The 18,976-nt window shown below is 71.8% G+C and carries 17 protein-coding genes; 3 read left to right on the top strand and 14 right to left on the bottom strand.

Going from position 1 to position 18,976, the window contains the following annotated elements; all coding sequences use genetic code 11:
• Positions 1 to 365: 365 nt before the first annotated feature.
• Entirely contained in the window at positions 366 to 3,230 is a 2,865-nt protein-coding gene (locus AB0M80_RS20390; protein ID WP_364566848.1) for an aconitate hydratase, read from the top strand.
• A 51-nt stretch (positions 3,231 to 3,281) separates the two neighbouring features.
• Here the strand turns inward: AB0M80_RS20390 and AB0M80_RS20385 are convergent, their stop codons facing one another.
• Positions 3,282 to 3,989, bottom strand: a complete 708-nt coding sequence (locus AB0M80_RS20385; protein ID WP_364566846.1) for an MgtC/SapB family protein — start codon at positions 3,987 to 3,989, stop codon at positions 3,282 to 3,284.
• Between the two features lie 203 nt (positions 3,990 to 4,192).
• The gene (locus AB0M80_RS20380; protein WP_364566844.1) at positions 4,193 to 5,047 is read right to left on the bottom strand and encodes an alpha/beta hydrolase; all 855 of its coding nucleotides are present in this window, start codon (positions 5,045 to 5,047) and stop codon (positions 4,193 to 4,195) included.
• Positions 5,048 to 5,136: 89 nt separating this feature from the next.
• Between AB0M80_RS20380 and AB0M80_RS20375 the strand changes: the two genes are divergently transcribed.
• Positions 5,137 to 5,715, top strand: coding sequence for a TetR/AcrR family transcriptional regulator (locus tag AB0M80_RS20375; protein ID WP_364566841.1), 579 nt, complete (start codon positions 5,137 to 5,139; stop codon positions 5,713 to 5,715).
• 46 nt (positions 5,716 to 5,761) lie between these two features.
• On the opposite strand, the gene AB0M80_RS20370 is transcribed toward AB0M80_RS20375, so the two are convergent.
• From AB0M80_RS20370 to AB0M80_RS20340, 7 genes are all read right to left on the bottom strand, one after another.
• A complete protein-coding gene (locus tag AB0M80_RS20370; protein ID WP_364566838.1) occupies positions 5,762 to 7,390 on the bottom strand; it encodes an alpha/beta hydrolase in 1,629 nt (542 codons plus the stop codon).
• 119 nt (positions 7,391 to 7,509) lie between these two features.
• Positions 7,510 to 7,932, bottom strand: a complete 423-nt coding sequence (locus tag AB0M80_RS20365; protein ID WP_364567635.1) for a nitroreductase family deazaflavin-dependent oxidoreductase — start codon at positions 7,930 to 7,932, stop codon at positions 7,510 to 7,512.
• A 46-nt stretch (positions 7,933 to 7,978) separates the two neighbouring features.
• Complete coding sequence (gene egtD, locus AB0M80_RS20360; protein ID WP_364566835.1) at positions 7,979 to 8,956, bottom strand: L-histidine N(alpha)-methyltransferase; 978 nt, start codon at positions 8,954 to 8,956, stop codon at positions 7,979 to 7,981.
• The gene (gene egtC / locus AB0M80_RS20355; RefSeq protein ID WP_364566834.1) at positions 8,953 to 9,708 is read right to left on the bottom strand and encodes an ergothioneine biosynthesis protein EgtC; all 756 of its coding nucleotides are present in this window, start codon (positions 9,706 to 9,708) and stop codon (positions 8,953 to 8,955) included. The genes egtD and egtC overlap by 4 nt, the downstream gene beginning before the upstream one ends.
• A 4-nt stretch (positions 9,709 to 9,712) precedes the next feature.
• Positions 9,713 to 11,050, bottom strand: a complete 1,338-nt coding sequence (egtB, locus tag AB0M80_RS20350) for an ergothioneine biosynthesis protein EgtB (RefSeq protein ID WP_364566831.1) — start codon at positions 11,048 to 11,050, stop codon at positions 9,713 to 9,715.
• The gene (locus AB0M80_RS20345; protein ID WP_364566829.1) at positions 11,047 to 12,309 is read right to left on the bottom strand and encodes a glutamate-cysteine ligase family protein; all 1,263 of its coding nucleotides are present in this window, start codon (positions 12,307 to 12,309) and stop codon (positions 11,047 to 11,049) included. Before AB0M80_RS20345 ends, egtB begins: the two co-directional genes overlap by 4 nt.
• A 121-nt stretch (positions 12,310 to 12,430) precedes the next feature.
• Entirely contained in the window at positions 12,431 to 13,357 is a 927-nt protein-coding gene (locus AB0M80_RS20340) for a LysR substrate-binding domain-containing protein (RefSeq protein WP_364566827.1), read from the bottom strand.
• A gap of 120 nt (positions 13,358 to 13,477) precedes the next feature.
• On the opposite strand from AB0M80_RS20340, the gene AB0M80_RS20335 reads away from it, so the two are divergent.
• Positions 13,478 to 14,671, top strand: coding sequence for a Glu/Leu/Phe/Val dehydrogenase dimerization domain-containing protein (locus AB0M80_RS20335; protein ID WP_364566825.1), 1,194 nt, complete (start codon positions 13,478 to 13,480; stop codon positions 14,669 to 14,671).
• Here AB0M80_RS20335 and pip read toward each other — a convergent pair whose 3' ends face one another.
• The 5 genes from pip to AB0M80_RS20310 all read right to left on the bottom strand — a co-directional run bounded on the left by pip (position 14,672) and on the right by AB0M80_RS20310 (position 18,874).
• Positions 14,672 to 15,625 carry a prolyl aminopeptidase gene (pip, locus tag AB0M80_RS20330; RefSeq protein ID WP_364566823.1) on the bottom strand — a complete coding sequence of 318 codons (954 nt, stop codon included), beginning with the start codon at positions 15,623 to 15,625 and terminating at the stop codon, positions 14,672 to 14,674.
• Positions 15,626 to 15,703: 78 nt separating this feature from the next.
• Positions 15,704 to 16,432, bottom strand: coding sequence for an ESX secretion-associated protein EspG (locus tag AB0M80_RS20325; protein ID WP_364567632.1), 729 nt, complete (start codon positions 16,430 to 16,432; stop codon positions 15,704 to 15,706).
• Between the two features lie 25 nt (positions 16,433 to 16,457).
• A complete protein-coding gene (locus tag AB0M80_RS20320; RefSeq protein WP_364566820.1) occupies positions 16,458 to 17,813 on the bottom strand; it encodes a hypothetical protein in 1,356 nt (451 codons plus the stop codon).
• Between the two features lie 3 nt (positions 17,814 to 17,816).
• On the bottom strand, positions 17,817 to 18,443 hold the full coding sequence (locus AB0M80_RS20315) for a DUF3558 domain-containing protein (RefSeq protein ID WP_364566817.1): 627 nt from the start codon (positions 18,441 to 18,443) through the stop codon (positions 17,817 to 17,819).
• A 26-nt stretch (positions 18,444 to 18,469) separates the two neighbouring features.
• Entirely contained in the window at positions 18,470 to 18,874 is a 405-nt protein-coding gene (locus AB0M80_RS20310; RefSeq protein WP_364566815.1) for a hypothetical protein, read from the bottom strand.
• Positions 18,875 to 18,976 lie beyond the last annotated feature (102 nt).

Here is an 18,976-nt window from a genome sequence, read left to right as displayed (position 1 = left end):
ACGCCGTCCCGGCACGACCGCCACCTCCGCTCACCTGCGCACACCGCGCATCACTGCAGTCACACCACTATCACAAGCATCACGGGAAACTTACACACCGTAGGCATCAAACCCCCTGAACGAGGGACGTTCGCGAGCCCGCGTGTCCGGATGGCGCAGCCCACACCGCGTGTCGTCTTGAACCGTTAACAGGACACGCGTACTGTTTGAGGCACCGCGAGGTGTGCCATCCCGCATCCGGTCCTACGGTGGGGGTGCGCAAGACTCGCTCCGCCCCGTGCGGACCTGCACGACACCGAACCGACCGAACTGACCCGGGACTTCCCTGCCGCGACGGCGCGGCGTCCCCGCCACTGGAGTTAGACGTGACCGCACCTGCCAGCAAGGACAGCTTCGGCGCCAAAGACACGCTGAAGGTCGGCGACGCCTCGTACGAGGTGTTCCGCCTGAACAAGGTCGAAGGCGCCGAGCGCCTGCCGTACAGCCTGAAGATCCTGCTCGAGAACCTGCTGCGCACCGAGGACGGCGCGAACATCACCGCCGACCACATCCGCGCGCTGAGCTCGTGGGACCCGAAGGCCGACCCGTCGATCGAAATCCAGTTCACGCCGGCCCGCGTGATCATGCAGGACTTCACCGGCGTGCCCTGCGTCGTCGACCTCGCCACCATGCGCGAGGCGGTCACCGACCTCGGCGGCGACCCCGACAAGGTCAACCCGCTCGCCCCGGCCGAGCTGGTCATCGACCACTCGGTGATCATCGACGTCTTCGGCCGCCCGGACGCCTTCGAGCGCAACGTCGAGATCGAGTACCAGCGCAACCGCGAGCGCTACCAGTTCCTGCGCTGGGGCCAGGGCGCCTTCGACGAGTTCAAGGTCGTCCCGCCGGGCACCGGCATCGTGCACCAGGTCAACATCGAGCACCTCGCGCGCACCGTCATGGCCCGCGGTGGCCAGGCCTACCCCGACTCGTGCGTCGGCACCGACTCGCACACCACCATGGTCAACGGCCTCGGCGTGCTGGGCTGGGGCGTCGGCGGCATCGAGGCCGAGGCGGCCATGCTGGGCCAGCCGGTGTCGATGCTCATCCCGCGCGTCGTCGGCTTCAAGCTGACCGGCGAGATCCCGGCCGGCGTCACCGCCACCGACATCGTGCTCACCATCACCGAGATGCTGCGCCGCCACGGCGTCGTCGGCAAGTTCGTCGAGTTCTACGGCGAGAGCGTCGCCGAGGTGCCGCTGGCCAACCGCGCCACCATCGGCAACATGAGCCCGGAGTTCGGCTCGACCGCGGCGATCTTCCCGATCGACGACGAGACCATCCGCTACCTCAAGCTGACCGGCCGCTCGGCCGAGCAGGTCGCCCTGGTCGAGGCCTACGCCAAGGAGCAGGGCCTCTGGCACGACCCGTCGCGCGAGGCCGCCTACTCCGAGTACCTCGAACTGGACCTCTCGACGGTCGTCCCGTCGATCGCCGGCCCGAAGCGCCCGCAGGACCGCGTCGCGCTGACCGACGCGAAGACGTCGTTCCGCGTGTCGCTCGCCGACTACGTCACCGACGAGGTCGAAGGATCCGCCGCGCGCAAGCCGGGCGTTCCCCAGCAGGAGCAGCCGAAGGGCGTCCAGTCCACCGTCGACGAAGCGTCGTCGGAGTCCTTCCCCGCCAGTGACGCGCCGGCCTACTCCGCCGGCGGCAACGGCGGCGGCGAACCGGCGCCCCACCACACCGGCGCGGCCGCCGAAGGCCGCCCGAGCAAGCCGGTCAAGGTCAGCACCGCCGACCGCGGCGAGTTCGTCCTCGACCACGGTGCCGTGGTGATCGCCTCGATCACCTCCTGCACCAACACCTCCAACCCGTCGGTCATGCTCGGCGCCGCGCTGCTCGCGCGCAACGCCGTCGACAAGGGCCTCACGGTCAAGCCGTGGGTGAAGACGTCGATGGCGCCGGGCTCGCAGGTCGTCACCGACTACTACACCAAGGCCAACCTGTGGCCGTACCTGGAGAAGCTGGGCTACCACCTGGTCGGCTACGGCTGCACCACCTGCATCGGCAACTCCGGTCCGCTTTCGGACGAGATCTCCGCGGCCATCCAGGAGAACGACCTCACCGCGGTCTCGGTGCTCTCGGGCAACCGGAACTTCGAAGGCCGGATCAACCCCGACGTGAAGATGAACTACCTCGCGTCGCCGCCGCTGGTCATCGCCTACGCGCTGGCCGGCACGATGGACTTCGACTTCGCGAACCAGCCGCTGGGCCAGGACCCGCAGGGCAACGACGTCTTCCTCAAGGACATCTGGCCGACGGCCAAGGAGATCCAGGAGACCATCGACCACGCGATCACGCAGGAGATGTTCACCAAGGACTACGCGGACGTCTTCGACGGCGGCGAGCGCTGGAAGTCGCTGCCCACCCCGGAGGGCAAGACCTTCGAGTGGGACGCCGAGTCCACCTACGTGCGGAAGCCCCCGTACTTCGAAGGCATGACGCCGGAGCCGGCCGCGGTCACCGACATCACCGGCGCGCGCGTGCTGGCGAAGCTGGGCGACTCGGTCACCACCGACCACATCTCCCCGGCCGGCGCGATCAAGCCGGGCACCCCGGCCGCGCAGTACCTCACCGAGCACGGCGTGGAGAAGAAGGACTTCAACTCCTACGGCTCCCGGCGCGGCAACCACGAGGTGATGATCCGCGGCACGTTCGCGAACATCCGGCTGCGCAACCAGCTCCTCGACGACGTGCAGGGCGGCTACACCCGCGACTTCACGCAGGAGGGCGCGCCGCAGGCGTTCATCTACGACGCGGCCCAGAACTACGCGGCGGCCGGCACCCCGCTGGTGGTGCTGGGCGGCAAGGAGTACGGCTCGGGTTCGTCGCGTGACTGGGCGGCCAAGGGCACCTCGCTGCTGGGCGTGCGCGCGGTGATCACCGAGTCGTTCGAGCGCATCCACCGGTCCAACCTGATCGGCATGGGCGTCATCCCGCTGCAGTTCCCGGCGGGCGAGTCGGCTTCGTCGCTCGGCCTCGACGGCACCGAGACGTTCGACATCTCGGGCATCACGGCGCTCAACGACGGCACGACCCCGCGCACGGTCCACGTGACGGCGACCAAAAATGACGGCACCAAGGTCGAGTTCGACGCGGACGTCCGCATCGACACCCCGGGCGAGGCGGACTACTACCGCAACGGCGGCATCCTGCAGTACGTGCTGCGGAAGATGACGCAGGCGTAAGGGAATTCGTCCGCTGAAGGCCTCCCCGCTCACCGAGCGGGGAGGCCTTTCCTATGCGGGCACGGCCACCCAGCGGACGCTGGACACCGACGGCTCCAGCGACAGCCGCGACACCGCCGCCTCCATCTGGGCGTCGTCGCGCTGGTCGCCGATCAGCTGCGCGCGGACCTCGACCGTGCGGTCCTCCGGCCGGTCCGTGCTCAGGACCGACAGCAGCCGGAAGTCCGTGCGCGTCAAGGCCTGCACGAGCAACGCCCGCACGTGGGCCTCGGCCTCGTCCCGGGTCACCGCCTGGAACTCGTAGCGCGCCGGGGTCTCCTCGCCCGAGTCCGGGCGGCGGTCGACGACGCGGCCGAGCGGCCGCAGCACCACGTTCACCCCGACCACGACGGCGGTCCCGGCCACCGCGACCGCGTACAGCCCCGCCCCGGCGAGAGCGCCGACCGCGGCCGAGCACCAGAGCGTCGCGGCGGTGTTGAGCCCGCGGACGTTGAGGCCGTCCCGCAGGATGACCCCGGCGCCGAGGAACCCGATGCCCGAGACGATCTGCGCGGCCACCCGGGTCGGGTCGGCGTCGCCACTGGAGCTCAGGCCGCCGAAGCCGTGCGCCGACAGGAGCACGAACAGTGTCGCGCCGACGGCGACGAGGGCGTTGGTGCGCAACCCGGCCATCCGGGCGCGGAACTGGCGCTCGAACCCGATGACGGCACCCAGGCCGACGCCGACGCCGACGCGCAGCAGCATTTCGAGAATGGTCATGATCCGGCTCTTTTCCGGCGTGCGCGCACTGCCGGACAGGAGGGCGACCGGAACTCAGCCCCGCCGGAAGCCTCCGGTGAGCGCGTGCCCGATCGTCCCGTGACTGTCCTCCGGCATGTGCCGCTCACCTCGCTTCCCGTGTTCGTGGATGATCAACCGGACCACTGTAGCCCCGGGCGCCCGCCCCCGGGCTGTGATCAGCACTACGCCCAGTGCCGTCGCAGGTGCGGGACGAGGTCGCCGGGCCGCTCGTCGGGGAAGAAGAGCTTCGCGCCCGGTACCTCGACGACTTCGGTGACGCCGGGAACCGCGTCGGCGAACCGGTGCGCCCACTCGATGCCGAAGTTCGGGTCGCCGGTGCCCCAGACCAGCAGGGTCGGCACCGTGAACGCCTTGAGCAGCGGCTCGATCGCGGCCAGCTCCTCGCCGCGCACCGAGGTCAGCAGGCGCTCGAACTGCCGGGCCGCCGCCAAGGTGCCGAACACCGGCCGCACGAAGGCTTCGACGATCTCGTCCGGTACCCGGTCCGGCCGTTCGTAGCCGTCGCCGAGCGCACTGGCCCGCGCCCGGTCGGGGTCCGCGGCGAGCCGGACCGACAGCGGCGCGAGCTCCCCGCGCCGGGCGAGTTCGACGATCGGGCGGAACGCCACCGGCGGCAGGTTGCCCTGCGTGTCGCAGTTGGTCAGGGTCAGCGTCCGGAGCCGGTCGGCGTGGTGCACGGCGAAGACCTGCGCGACGGCGCCGCCGGTGTCGTTGGCGACCAGGTCGAGCTCGCCGAGTTCCAGTGCCTCGCAGAAGTCCTCGAGGAGCCGGGCCAGCCCGTGCAGGCTGAGGTCCTGCTCCGGCGTGACCGGCGAGGCGCCGTGCCCCGGCAGATCGGGGGCGATGCACCGGCGCTGCCCGGCGAGCTCGGCCATCGCCTTGCGCCACAACAGGTTGTTCGTCCCCGCGCCGTGGACGAACAGGGCCACCGGCCCTGCGCCGATGTCCACGTAGCTCACGTCGCCGGACGCCGTCGACACGCGTCCGCGAAGGTCCTCCCAGGTGCGCAAATCCATCGGTACAGTCCCTCCAGAAGTAAACCGACTGACGGTCTAGTATCAACAGACCGACAGTCGGTTTGTCAACGACGGAGGCTGTGCACGGCATGAACAAGAAGATCGACCGCGGCCAGGCGACCCGCGGGCACCTCGTCGCGGTCGCCACCGGCCTGTTCACCGAACACGGCTACGACGGCACCTCGATCGAGGCCGTCCTGCGGACCGCCGAAGTGAGCCGGGGTGCGCTCTACCACCACTTCCCCGGCAAGGACGCCCTGTTCGCGGCCGTTCTGGACACCGTGTACGAGCGGGTGGAAGCGGACGGCGCCCGAGCCGTCGAGGGCCTGACCGACCCGGTGGCAGCCTTGCGCGCCGCCTGCATGGCGTGGATCCGGAGCACCGCCGACCCCGTGGTGCGGCAGGTGCTGCTCATCGACGCGCCTACGGTGCTGGGCTGGCAGCGCTGGCGCGAGCTCGACGAGCAACGCACCCTCGGCAAGATCAAGGCGGCGTTGCGGCGCGACGGCCGGATCCCGGCCGCGCGCGTGGACCTCTTCGCGCACGTGCTGCTCGCCGGGATGAACGAGATCGCGATGCTCCTCGCCCGGGCCGACGACCACCGGAGCGCGGCCGCGGAGGCGGAAGCGGCCGCCGGGGACCTGCTCGACCGGCTGCTGGGGGCATGAGAACGGGCCGGGGCGACAGCGTCACCCCGGCCCGTTTCCCGTCCTGCTACGGAGTTTCGAACGGCTGGACGTTCGGCTGGAACACCTGGCCGCCCGCCGGGACCTTCAGGTCGGTCAGGTAGTCGGCCACGGCCTTGTCGACGCCGAGGGAGTCCCCGAGGATGCAGTGGCCGAACGCGTCGACCGACAGCAGGCGGGTGTTGCCCAGCTCGGCCGCCATCCGCTGGGCGAACCGGTACTGCGTCGCCGGGTCGTAGAAGTTGCCGACCACGACCACCGGGACGTCCGTCTTCGCCCGCCAGGGGCCGCGGTAGGCGTCCGGCTTCTTCGCCGGCCACACCGGGCAGGCCGCTGTGTCCGCGAACGCCTGGTAGCGGCCGAAGGTCCGCGACTCACGCTCCCACTTCGCGGCGATGTCCGGCACCTGCTCCTGCTTGATCTTGAACGGCTTGTCGGAGCAGTTGACGGCGAAGTACGAGTCGTCGCCGGTGTAGGGGCTGTCCGGGTTCTGGTCGGCCAGGCCCTGCTTGCCGGGGGTGAGCGCCTTGAGCGGCTTGGCCTGCAGGGTCTGCGCCTGCGCGCCCGCCGGGTGGAGGGCGTTGTAGAGCGCCTGCAGGTCCTCGGCGAGGCCGGGGAAGGCCGCCGGGGAATAGAGCGCGCCCGAGACCCCGCCGGTGAACGAGTTGATGTCCACCGCGGCGCCGCCGGGGATGGTGATCGGCTGCTTGCGCAGGTGCTCGCGGAGCTCGTCGAACTTCGCCCGCGGGTTGCCGTCGCTGAACGCGCACTTAGCGCCGGCCTGATCGCAGCGCTCGAGGAAGGCGTCCAGCGAAATCTCGAAGCCCTGCGCGCGTTCCCGGTCGTACTGCACGCCGTCACTGGTGCGCAGCGCCGGGTCGACGTTGCCGTCGATCACGATCGCCCGGGACTGCTTCGGGAACATCGACGTGTAGGTCGAGCCGATCAGCGTCCCGTACGAGAAGCCGACGAAGGTCAGCTTCTGGTCGCCGACCGCGGCGCGCAGCGTGTCGAGGTCGCGCACGACGTCCTTGGTGGACATGTGGTTCAGCAGTGAACCCGCGTTGTTCCTGCAGAACCGGCCGTAGTCGCGGTAGCTCGCGAGGGTGCCGGAAATTTCGGCGCGGCTCAGCGGCACCGCGACCTGGGCGCCGAAGACCTCCTCGGCGTCTTCCTGCGTGGTGAAGCAGCGCAGCGGGTTGCTCTGGCCGACGCCGCGCGGGTCGAACCCGATGAGGTCGAAGCGGTCGAGGACCGGCGGCTGGAGGTAGTACTGGCCGCCGATCGGCATCGTCAGGCCCGACCCGCCGGGGCCGCCCGGGTTGAGGAACAACGAGCCGATGCGGATGCCGGGCGTCCGCGCCGCCCGCTTCAGCAGGGCGATGTCGATGGTGCCCAGCCCGGCGTTGTCGTGGTCGATCGGCACGCGGTAGCGCGCGCAGCTGTAGAACCGGACCTGGTCCGCCGGCACGCCGGCGAGGGTGTCGCTCGGGCAGGTACCCCAGTCGACAGCGGCGGTCGCCCCGACGACGGCGGGCTTGACCGCTGCGTCTTCGGCCGCCGCGGCGGGGCCGGCCGTTCCGGTCAATCCCACGCCGGCCACGAGCGCCCCCACCAGCGCGAAGGACCGGACCCGGCTCTGTGTGGATCTCGGCAAGACGTCTCCTCCCGTGCGCGCGCCCTCCGTCGCGCGGTCACGACGTCACGGCGTGTTACCCGGGAGAGACTGGCACAAACCGGTGAATCCCGGCACCGGCCGAAAGGATGGTGGGGCACCTACCGGACCAGCCGGGTCAGCACGAAAACCGGCAACGGACGGCTCGCCTCCCGCTGCTCCATCCGGTACCCCGGCCAGAAGCCGAGCAGCTCGTCCCACATCCGGTCGTACTCCTCGCCGTGCAGCTCCCGTGCGAGGACCTCGACCGCCTTTCCCGCGAGCGCCACCTCGCACTTCGGGTCGGCGCGCAGGTTCAGCGCCCACGCCGGGTCGTTCGGGCGGCCCCAGTTGGACGCCGTCAGCACGAAGTCACCGCCGCGCGGGTAGTAGAGCAGGTTCGTGCTCCGGGGCAGCCCGCTCTTGCGGCCGGTCGTCGTGAGCCGCAGCGACGGCAGCCCGGCGAGCGCCACGAGGCTCACCCGGCCGCCGAACGCCTTGTGCAGTTTCTTGTCCGCCCACACGACGAACCGGGCCGTGCGCATCAGCCACGGCTTCGTGCCGACGGCCCGGGCGAGCGCCCGGAGAGGATTAGCCACGCACAGATCTTGCCAGGCTCACCCCGAACCGCTGCTGCGAGTCGGTCCACCAGTGCGCCAGGGCGAATCCGGCCGCGGCCAGCTCGGCCTCGACGCCGCTCGGGCGGAACTTGGCCGAGATCTCCGTCCGGATGTGCTCCCCCGCGGCGAACCGCACCGTGAGGTCCGCGCCGGGGATCTCGACGGTCAGCTCGCGACGGGCCCGCAGGCGCATCTCGATCCACTCGTTCTCCGCGTCCCAGTGCGCGACGTGGTCGAACTCGTCGGGATCGAAGTTCGCGCCGAGGCGGGCGTTGATCACCCGCAGGACGTTCTTGTCGAACTCCGCCGTGACACCCGCCGCGTCGTCGTAGGCGCGTTCGAGGGTGCCCGGGTCCTTGACCAGGTCGGTGCCGAGCAGCAGCCACTCCCCCTCGTCGAGCACCTCCCGCACCGAGCGGAGGAACGCCGCACGCTCGGCGGGCAGGAAGTTGCCGATCGTGCCGCCCAGGAAGGCCACCACTCGCGGCTGACCACCGGGCAGCAGGGCGAGGTGCTGGGTGAAGTCCCCGACGACACCGCGGACCCTCAGCCCCGGGTAGTCCTTCGAGATCGCCTCGGCGGCCTCGGCCAGCGCGGACTCGGAGACGTCGAGCGGGACGAACGCCTCCAGGGTGCCGTGCCCGGTGAGCGCGTCGAGCAGCAGCCGGGTCTTCTCGCTCGACCCCGAGCCGAGTTCGACGAGCGTGTGCGCGCCGGTCAGCTTCGCGATGTCGGCGGCGTGCGCGGCCAGCACCTCGCGCTCGCTGCGGGTCGGGTAGTACTCCGGCAGCCGGGTGATCTTCTCGAACAGCTCGCTGCCGTCGGCGTCGTAGAACCACTTGGGCGGCAGCCACTTCTGCTCCGCGGTGAGCCCGGCGACGACGTCGGCGCGCAGTTCCGCGGTGACGGCGTCGCCGGAACGGTGGTGGTCGAGATCGACTTCGGTCATGACAGCTCCTGGGTGAGGGGAAGCAGGTCGACGCCGGCCGCGGTGGCGCGCACGGCGTGGTGGTCGGGGACGGGCCGCCAGCGCGGGTCGCCGTCACAGGGTTCGGAGGACAGCAGCACGCCGGCCGGGGTCTCCAGCAGCGACAGCGCGTGGGTCCAGGCCGTGCCGATCAGCGTTTCGCCGTCGGTGAGCAGGAAGTTGAGCCGGGAGCCGGGCGCGGCCGCCTCGACGGCGGCGGTCAGCGCCGCCACCGCCCGCAGCGGGTCCTCGCCGGTGGCGAGCCGGGCCCGCAGCAGGGCCCAGAGCACCACCGAATCCGTCGGCGCTTCCAGCGTCAGCAATTCGGTGACCGGCAAGGTCTTGGCCAGTTCGGCCAGCGAGCCCGGGAAGCCGCGGACGACGCCGTTGTGGCTGAACAGCCAGCGACCGGCGGTGAACGGCGCCGCGGCCGCCTCGGTCACCGGCAGGCCGGTGGTGCCGTTGCGGACCGCGGCGACGAACGCGCCCGTGGTCACCGCCGCCGCCAGCGGCGGCAGTGTCTCGTCCGTCCACAGGGGAGTGGACCGCCGGTGCCGCAGCGGGGCGGCGTCGGGGCCGGGGTACCACCCGAGCCCGAAGCCGTCGGCGTTCACGGAGCCGCCGCCGCGCATGTCCGCCGGCGCGTACGACTGCACCAGCAGGGCATGCGGGGCGCGGAAGAGCACCTCGGCGGGCGAGACCGGCTCGCCGAGGTAGCCGATGTGGCGGCACATGCGCCTACCCCACCTCGCCGGGTGCCGCGTCGCGGGCGGTGCGGAAGCCGGCGAAGATCTGCCGCCGGATCGGGTAGTCCCAGTTGCGGAACGTGCCCCGGATCGCCGCCGCGTCCGTGCCGAACGACCCGCCGCGCAGCACCTTGTACTCCGGCCCGAAGAAGACCTCCGAGTACTCCCGGTACGGGAAGGGCGCGAAGCCCGGGTAGCCGTGGAAGTCCGTGCTCGTCCACTCCCAGACGTCGCCGATCAGCTGGTGCGCGCCGGTCGGCGACGCACCCGCCGGGTACGCCCCCGCCGGCGCCGGGCGCAGGTGCCGCTGGCCCAGGTTGGCGTGCTCGGGCCCCGGTTCCTCATCGCCCCACGGGAACCGGCGCGACCGGCCGCTGGCCGGGTCGAACCGCGCCGCCTTCTCCCACTCCGCCTCGGTCGGCAGCCGCCGCCCGGCCCAGGCCGCGTACGCCTCGGCTTCGTGGTAGGAGACGTGCACGACCGGCTCGTCGGCCGGGACCCGCTCGTAGACCCCGAACCGCGTCCGCCACCAGCCGTCCTGCTCCCGCTTCCAGAACCGCGGCGCGGTGATGCCGTTTCCGGTGCGGTAAGCCCAGCCGGCCGGGCTCCACCACTGCTCGTCGTCGTACCCGCCGCCGTCCAGGAACTCGACGTAGGCACCGCACGTCACCGGCACGGTGTCCAGCCAGAACGCGTCGACGGCGATCTCGTGCGCCGGGCGTTCGTTGTCCAGCGCCCACGGCTCGGCCGAGGTGCCCATCGTGAAGGCGCCGCCCGGCACCAGGACCTCCGCCGGCAGCGCACCGGACCGCGCGGCCGGCGGCTCCGGCGCGTGCAGCACCGGGTCGCCCCGGCGCAGCTGGTGGGTGGCCAGCATCGTCTCGTCGTGCTGCTGCTCGTGCTGGGTGATCATGCCGAACGCGAACGCCTGCTCGGTCAGCCTGTTGCTTCCCAGCGGAACGCGGTCCAGCACGTCGAACGCCTTCTCGCGGACCTGCTTGACGTACGCGCGCGCCTCGGCCGGGCCGAGCAGCGGCAGCTCCGGCCGGTCGGCGCGGGCGTGCTGGAAGGCGTCGTAGATGTCGTCGATCTCCGGCCGCAGCGGTTCCCGGCCGCCGACGTCGCGGACCAGCCACAGCTCCTCCTGCACGCCGATGTGCGCGAGGTCCCAGACCAGCGGCGACATCAGCTTGGAGTGCTGGCGGACCAGGTCCTCGTCGTCGACCGCGTCGGTGAGCGCGACGCTGCGCTCCCGGGCCCGGGTCAGCGCCTCCGCCGCGCGGGCGCGCAGGTCCTGCGCGTTCAGTTCGCCCAGGGCGTCTGTGCTCATGCTTCGCTCCTCGCTCGGTACGTGCGCCCCTGCACGCTCTCGCTGATCCCGGTGATCGACTCCTCGGTCAGCCCGGTCGTCGCCAGCTCGGCGCAGCCGAGGTCGGCCAGGGCCGCCGCGGCGGCCGCCAGCTCCGGATCCGCCAGGCCGCGCCGCGCCGCCGTGGTCCACCGGTCCGCGACCGGGGCGCAGAGATCGCGCACCTTGTCCACAGTGGATGGACGAGCGAGCAGCGCGGCGACCAGCGCCACCGGCGTCAGCCACTCGTCCGGTGGTTGCGCGTCGAGGTACCGGATCTCCAGGTAACCCTGGGGGCGGACCGGGGTGAACATCGTGGTGAGGTGGTAGTCGAGATCGGCCACCGTCGGCCGCGGCAGCAGAGCGGCCGCGCCCCGGCCGTCGATCCAGCCGGCGAACGTGAGCCCCTCCGGCGCGTCCCACGGCCGGTCGCCGCGGGGCAGCACCATCAGGGGAACGTCCATCAGGCGCCCGGCCCACGCTCCGGCCGGGTCATCGCCCGCCGCGCCGGCCGTGCGCGTGCGGACCGCTTCCGTGTCGTGCACGGCGAGCCAGCGGGCGGAGGCGTGCCCCGTGTCCTGTCCGGCGTGGACGCGGGAGTTGGCGAAGAGGGCCAGCAGCGGCGGGCCCATCGCGTGGGCCGCCGCCCACCGCGCGGCGTAGTGCTCGCGCTCCCCCGTGTCGACGCAGACCTGCAGGCCCGCGGTGCTGCACATCATCGCGAGGCCGCCGGGACCGATCGGCGCGAACCGGCGCTCCATGGCCGCGTACCGCGGGGTGTTCAGGATCCTGCGTGGCGCGCGATGGGCGTCGATGCCGGATCCGCCCAGCTCGAGGCCGTGCCGGGCGAGGCGGTCACGCAGGTGGTGGAGGTCGGCCGTCACGGCTGCGTCGAGAGCACGCAGGGAGGCCTGGGGAAGGGCCGAGATTTCGACCTGGCCCCCGGGTTCGAGGCTCACCGGTGAGCCGGCCGGGAGCGGCGAAGCGGGGCTGTCGGGGCGGAGGGTCCGCGGGGTGTGCGGGCCCAGCGCCGTGGCGAGGACATCGGGATCGAGGGGTCTGGCCGGGTCATCGGCGTGGTGCACGGTGAACTCCAGCTCCACGCCGGTCAGGCGCGGTGGTCCGTGCTTGAAACACACCGATGCGACGTACGCCTCCCCGGCTGCGCGGTCCGCCAGGACCCGCGCGGTACGGTTCGACGCACTACCCGACTTTTCGGGGAAATCGTGCACCGCTTGCATGTGGCGTTCCTGTTCCGTGTGGTGGAACTTCTTGACTTCGGACGCTACACGCGGGGTACGACAAAATCAGGCCGGATCTTGCGCTGCGGGAGCGGCTCACCACTCCGTAAGAAGTCCCGGATCAGGGCAACGCGGGCTCGGTGCCCAGGCCCAGCTCGGCCGCGGACGCCCGCACGGCCTCGATCACCAGGTGCAACGCCGGACGCCGGGACGTAGCGCGCCGGTAGGCGATCGAAACCGTCCGGAGCAACGGCGTGGTGAGGGTGACGACGTCGATTCCGGGTGGCCGCAGCAGCCGCAGGCCGAGGTCCGACACGAGGGTGATGCCGAGGCCGGCCCCCACCATCGCCATCGCGGTCGACTGCTCCTCGACCTCGTGGTTGATCTTCGGGGCGAAGCCGTGCCGCCGGCAGGCCGTGCGCATCGCGCGGCCGAAGTGCGACTTGGGGCTGGCCAGGATCCACGGGTGCTCGGCGAGGTCGTCCAGGGACGCCGACCCCGAAGGCACCGCACCCCGCGGCACCGCCGCGTGCAGCCGTTCCACGGCCACGACGGCGCGTTCCAGCCCGGCGTCCCACGTCGTCGGCGCGTCGGAGTACTCGATCACGAACGACAGGTCGAGGGTGCCGTCCCGGACCGCCTCGGCGGTGTCCTCGGGGGCCAGCTCGCGCGTGCGCACCTCGATGCCGGGGTGCTCGCCGGCGAGCGCGGTCAGCGCCGTCGGGAGCAGGCCGGAGGCCACCGACGCCCACACCCCGGCGGTCAGCCGGACCGTGCGGGCCTCCTGGGCCTCCTCCAGGGCGTGGGTGGCCCGCTCCACCGAGCCGAGGATCTCCTCGGCGTGCTCGGTGAGCAGGGTGCCCAGCTCGGTCAGCTGGACGCGGCGGCCGAGCCGCTCGAACAGCTTCGCGCCCACGTCGCGCTCCAGCTGCGCGAGCTGCTGCGACACCGCCGAAGCGGTGTAGTGCAGGGCCGCGGCCGCCGCGGTCACCGTGCCGCGGCGGTGCAGCTCGCGCAGCATCCGCAAGCGGTGCAACGAAAGCTCCATACACAAAACTTAAACGAGATCGTGCAGCAGCGGTAAATGGACGGGCAGGCCGCCGGGGGCGCACGCTCGTGGTGACGGTCACGAGACCGCCCCGGACTCCCCCTGGAGGTGAGTGGCCCGATGACCCCCGCCCAGCCGCTGATGCGGCTCACGTGGACCGATCCCGTCACCGGCGCGAACGGCTACCTCGTCGTGCACAGCCTGGTCTCCGGCGTCGCCACCGGCGGCACCCGGATGCGAACCGGCTGCACGATGAGCGAGGTCGAGGACCTCGCCCGGGGCATGGCGAACAAGACCGCCACCTTCAACCTGCCGGTCGGCGGGGCCAAGGGCGGCATCGACTTCGACCCCAAGGACCCGCGCGCGTTCGACGTGCTCAAGCGCTTCTGCGCGTTCCTGCGGCCGTGGCTGGACGCGCACTGGGTGACCGCCGAGGACCTCGGGGTGCCGCAGCACCTGATCGACTCCGTGTTCGCCGAGCTGGGGCTCGAACAGTCCTACCACGCCGCGATCCGCCGTTCGGCCGATCCGGCGCGGACCCTGCGCCGGGTGCAGGCGGGCCTCAACGCGCCGGTGCCCGGCGGCCTGCTGCTGGGCGACGTCGTCGGCGGCTACGGCGTGGCGCAGGCGTGCCTGGGCGTCGCGGCGGCGTGGGACTGGGACGTGCGCGGGACGACCGTGGCGATCCAGGGCATCGGCACGATGGGCGGCGGCGCGGCCTGGTACCTGCACGAAGCGGGGATGAAGGTGGTCGCGGTGGCCGACGCCGCGGGCACGCTGTACGACCCCGCCGGGCTCGACGTCCCGGCGCTGCTGGAGCTGCGGGACCGCTTCGGCGAGGTGGACCGGACCCGGCTGCCCGCCGGCGTCCGCTCGCTGCCCCGCGAGACGATCGTCGGGATCGACGCCGACGTCTTCGTGCCGGCCGCGATTTCCTACGCGCTGCGGCCGGACAACGAGAGCGTGGTCAAGGCCAAGGTCGTCGTCGAAGCGGCCAACGCGGCGACGACGCCGGACGCGGAGGCGGCGCTGTCGGCCCGCGGTGTCGCGGTCGTACCCGACTTCGTCGCCAACGCGGGCGCGGCGGCCTGGGCGTGGTGGCTGCTGCTGGGCGAGGTCGGCGCGGACCCGGCCGACTCGTTCCTGCGGCTGCGCACGGAGATGCAGGCGAAGATCGCGTTGCTGCTGGCCGAGTGGAACATGGACCGGCTGCCGCTGCGCCTCACCGGGCTCCGGCTGGCCGAGGCCAACCGGACCCGGCGCGCCGAGGCCGCGCTCGTCCCCGAAGGCGAGCCGGGGCTGCTCATCCCGTAGTCAGGAGCGGTCCGCGAAGCGGTCGGTCGCGCCGATCAGGACTTCCTGCATCGACGCGGCCGACACCGTGTGCCCCACGTCGTCGAGCATCACCAGTTCGCTGCCCGGCCAGGCGTGGTGCAGCAGCCACGGCGTACCGACGAGGTTGCTCGTGTCCAGCACACCCTGCGCCAGCACGGCCGGGATGCCCGCGAGCTTGCCGGCCTGGCGCAGGATTTCGCCGTCCTCGAGGAACGCGCGGTTGCTGAAGTAGTGCGTGACCAGCCGGGCGAAGCACAGCCGGTACGCCGGATCTTCGAAGACGTCGTGCGGTGGCACGCCGGGGAGCATCGCGTCCTCCCAGGCGCACCAGTCCTTCGCGGCTCGGTGGTGGACCGCGGGGTCGGGGTTCATCAGGAGGCGGTGGTAGGCCGCGGACAGGTCCCCGTCGCGCTCGCTCTCCGGCACGCCTGCGCGGAACTTGGCGAAGCCCTCCGGGAAGTACGCCCCGAGGCCGCGGATGAGCATCTCGATTTCGATGAAGCGGTCGGTCGCCAGGCCCATCAGGACGACTTCGCTGACCCGTTCGGGGTGCCGCAGCGCGTAGGTCAGGCTGAGCACCGAACCCCAGGAACCGCCGAACAGCAGCCACTTTTCGATGCCGAGGTGGCCGCGGAGCCGCTCGAAGTCCGCCACCAGGTGGCCGGTGGTGTTGGCGGACAGGTCGGCGACCGGGGCGCCGGCGTGCGGGGTGCTGCGCCCGCAGCCGCGCTGGTCGGCCAGGACGATCCGGTAGCGCGCCGGGTCGAAGAAGCGGCGGACGTTCTCCGAACAGCCGGAGCCGGGTCCGCCGTGCACGACGAGCGCGGGCTTCCCGTCCGGGTTCCCGCAGGTCTCCCAGTAGATCTCGTGCCCGTCGCCGACGTCGAGCATCCCGTGGGCGTACGGTTCGATCTCGGGGTACAGCCCGGCCATCAGCGCGTCCTTCCACCGGAATACAACAGCGCTGTCACGTTAGCGCCGCAGACCGCCCCGCGCACCGTCTTTTCCGGTTCAGCCGAGGGTGCCGGCCAGCTCGTCGAGCGTGTCGGCCAGCTCCTGCGGACCGGCCGGGCCGATGTGGATGACCGCGTCGTCACCCGTGCCGGAGGTGTAGCTGAGGTAGCGGCCCCAGTCCGTGTCGGCGTAGTGGAGCGGCTGCTGCAGGCAGGTGTGGCGGCCGACGTCGTCTCGACGGCCGACGTAGAGCTCCCCGCTGCCCGACACCGGCCGCTGCACCAGGCTGACGACGTCGGCGACGGCCGGGTCCAGCGGGTAGGCGGCCTGCCCGCGCCGGGCGGCCTCGGTCAGGTCGGCCACTCGGACGGTGCGCCGGCGGCCGCCGCCGGGACCGACCGGCGGCAGCTGCTCGACCAGGGACTCGGCCAGCCGGTTCCGGTCGATCTCCTGCACGCCGACGTGGGCCCCGTCGGAGACCGCCAAGACCGCCTGCAGGCCTTTCGCGGCGGCGAGCACACCGTAGGTCTGGCCACCGGCACCGACCCAGCCGTAGCACTCCCGCGCCGGGCTGACCAGCAGCGGGAGCCAGTCGAGGAAGTCGACGGTGGCCCGGCCGCGCGCATCGACCAGCCCGGCCTCCGCGAGGGCGGCGTCGATCCGCTTGCCGGCTTCCTCGCGCTCCTCGTCCGAGAGCCACAGCGGCTCCGGACGCAGGGTGAGGTGCAGCTGGCCGACCTGTTCGCGGTCGGCCAGCGCGGCCAGCGCCTCGACCGGAACGTCCACCCGGCCTGTTGCCACGTCCACCCGCCTACTCGCCGATGACCGGCGGACTGGTCCGCTGGTCGGTGCCGAAGATCGCGTCCGGGTCCGCTTCGATCAGGTAGTCCGGCCGCTGGTGCTCATCGTCGTCCTCACCTTCGCCCCGCCGGCCCCCGGGCCCCATCGGACCCATCTGCCCGGACCGCCCGGCAGCCGACCGCGCCGCGGCGGCCTCCGCCGCGGCCGCGTTGCCGAGGCTGCCCATGCCGGAGCCGCGGCCACCGCCGAACCCGCGCTCCCCCGCACCACCGGCACCGCTGCCACTGCCGGTTCCGGTGCCGCCCCGGCCGGAGGAGTCGAGCAGCCGTCCGCCGGCGTTGCCGCTGTTGGGCCCCCGCCCGCCGGTGCTCGAGTTCGGGTCGTTGGCGAAGGTGTTCGAGTAGTTCTGGCCGCCGCCCCCACCGGTGTTGGTGGGGTAGAAGTCGATCCCGCCGGTGTTCGGCGGCGTCTTGCCGGGCAGGTCGCCGCCGGTCTGCTGGCCGGGCCGCGTCTTCGTGGGCAGGGTGCCGGTCGGCCGGGTGGTGTCCGTCGGGCGCGTGATGTCGGTGCCGCCCGGCTTGTCGGTACCGCCGGGGCGATCGGTACCGCCCGGCCGGTCGGTACCACCGGGACGATCGGTGCCGCCCGGGCGGTCGGTACCGCCGGGCTGGTCGGTGCCACCGGTGTGCGTGGTGTCGACGCTGGTCGTCGAGGTGTGGTCGTCGCCGCCCGGGTCGCCGCCGCCGTTCTCCGGGTACCACCGGTTCCGGTCGGTGGGCTCGTTGATCCACGGATCGACGCGCCCGGGCGGGCTCGGCTGGTTGACGGCGATCGCGGCGCCGTCGGCTTCGAGGACGCCGTAGTCGGTGGGCAGGATCGCCCGGGTACCACTCGTGACACTGCTGTACTGGTCCATCACGCGGACGTTGGTCTCGTTCGCCGCGTTGTACCGCGCCATGCCCTCTTGGTAGTTGTCGATGTCGTCCTTGGCCATGAACGGCCCGGCGATCGGGATGGCCGCCTTGAGCCCGGTGGTCCAGGGGCTGGGCTTGTCGGGCTTGGGCGGAACCTTGACGACGGTGGCGCTCGACGCGTTGAAGACGTCGGCCTGGGTGTCGACGGAAGCCTTGGTCACGTCCAGCGGCGCGGCGGTTTCCGCGAAGGCCTGTTCGAGCGGCCCGGCCCCGGCGTTGGCCGCGTCGGCGGCGTCACCGGTCCAGGCCTGCTTCATCCGTTCCTGCAGGGATTTGATGCCCTGGGCACGGTCGAGGTAGGCGGCGGACAGCTTGTTCACCCCCTCGGACAACTGCTCGAGCCCTTGGGTGTCACCCTGCCTGAAGTTGTCGTAGATCTGCTTGCCGTCCACTCGTCAAGCCCCCTTGAGTGTTTTGACCGTCCCAGCTGCGACGCGCTGGGCGACGTCGCAGGAATCCTGTTGGCCCTCGTAGCCTTCCGCGAAGATCGACACCGCCAGGTCGTCGGCGATGCCGAGTGCCATGGAGCAGTTCCCGTTCGGGCGGCGGTCGCGGATGTCGAAGTACAGCGCGGGGTAGCCCTCGATGTCCGGAGCGGGCTCGAGAAACTTGAACAGGCCGTTCGGGCGTTCGTACGCGGCCTGGATTCCGGCCAGCCCGCCGGCGCCGGCGTCACGGTTTCCCGTACCCAGGATGACCAGCACGCTCGTTCCGTCTCCCCGGATCTGCCAGCCACAACTGGGACCGGACTGGCGTTCGGGAGCGTTGTCGCGCGGAAGCGGCTTACCCGCGTCTGTGTACCGCAGTTGGGACAGCAGTTCCTTCGGCACCAGACCACACGGGTCGCCCACGAATTTCGTCGCGTCCAGTGGAACGGCGACCTTCGGCACGTTCCCGGAAGGACTCGGCTGCGCCGCCGTACCCGGCGAAGAAGGAGTGTCCACCGGCTGGGCGGTACCACCGGTCGTCGGGGTGCAGCCGGCGACGAGTGCACAGACTGCGAGGGCGACCCCGCCGAGCACACTCGCGCGGGTGGCGTGGCCCAGGTTCACGTCGCCTGCCCGAAGGTCTCGGACAGGCCCTGGTCGGTGGCGACCGTCTTCGTCTGGGCTTCCTTCAGCTTCTTGATGTAGTTCTGCACGTACTTGCGCATGGAGTCGTTCTGCGCCTGCAGCGAAGTGATCGAGTCGTAGGTGGTCGACGCGTAGCCCGAGCTCGCCGGATCCTGCCCAGGAGCGACCGCGGCGATCGCGAGCCCCTCGATCGTGCGAGCGTCGTCGACGATCTTCTCCAGCTCGGCTTCCCACTGGCCGATCACCGAGGCGAGCTCCTCCGGATCCATCTCGAACCGGCCGCCCCCACCGCCACCGCCGCCGTAGACCCGGCCGCGCTCGCCCAGGATGTCGCCACCCCAGACCGCCTGGACCGCCTGCCCGGCTTCGCCGATGATCACGCCCGCACCTTCCCCTCAGCTCACCCACCGTGATGGGGCAAACCTTAGCCAACCGTCTCACTTCGTGTCAGCGAATCGCCGCAATGGTGGGACGCGGGGGCG

The sequence above is a fragment of the Amycolatopsis sp. NPDC051045 genome (assembly GCF_040682955.1).
GTDB lineage: Bacteria > Actinomycetota > Actinomycetes > Mycobacteriales > Pseudonocardiaceae > Amycolatopsis.
The sequence above is the reverse complement of the archived record's forward strand: the minus strand, read 5'-3'. Positions and strand labels throughout refer to the sequence as shown.

Bases quoted from the DNA above. Each gene is read 5' to 3' on its own strand.
- AB0M80_RS20340 (WP_364566827.1), bottom strand. From the start codon at position 13,357: ATGGAGCTTTCGTTGCACCGCTTGCGGATGCTGCGCGAGCTGCACCGC.
- AB0M80_RS20365 (WP_364567635.1), bottom strand. From the start codon at position 7,932: ATGCGCACGGCCCGGTTCGTCGTGTGGGCGGACAAGAAACTGCACAAG.
- egtD (WP_364566835.1), bottom strand. From the start codon at position 8,956: ATGACCGAAGTCGATCTCGACCACCACCGTTCCGGCGACGCCGTCACC.
- AB0M80_RS20345 (WP_364566829.1), bottom strand. From the start codon at position 12,309: ATGCAAGCGGTGCACGATTTCCCCGAAAAGTCGGGTAGTGCGTCGAAC.
- egtB (WP_364566831.1), bottom strand. From the start codon at position 11,050: ATGAGCACAGACGCCCTGGGCGAACTGAACGCGCAGGACCTGCGCGCC.
- AB0M80_RS20335 (WP_364566825.1), top strand. From the start codon at position 13,478: ATGACCCCCGCCCAGCCGCTGATGCGGCTCACGTGGACCGATCCCGTC.
- pip (WP_364566823.1), bottom strand. From the start codon at position 15,625: ATGGCCGGGCTGTACCCCGAGATCGAACCGTACGCCCACGGGATGCTC.
- AB0M80_RS20385 (WP_364566846.1), bottom strand. From the start codon at position 3,989: ATGACCATTCTCGAAATGCTGCTGCGCGTCGGCGTCGGCGTCGGCCTG.
- egtC (WP_364566834.1), bottom strand. From the start codon at position 9,708: ATGTGCCGCCACATCGGCTACCTCGGCGAGCCGGTCTCGCCCGCCGAG.
- AB0M80_RS20375 (WP_364566841.1), top strand. From the start codon at position 5,137: ATGAACAAGAAGATCGACCGCGGCCAGGCGACCCGCGGGCACCTCGTC.
- AB0M80_RS20380 (WP_364566844.1), bottom strand. From the start codon at position 5,047: ATGGATTTGCGCACCTGGGAGGACCTTCGCGGACGCGTGTCGACGGCG.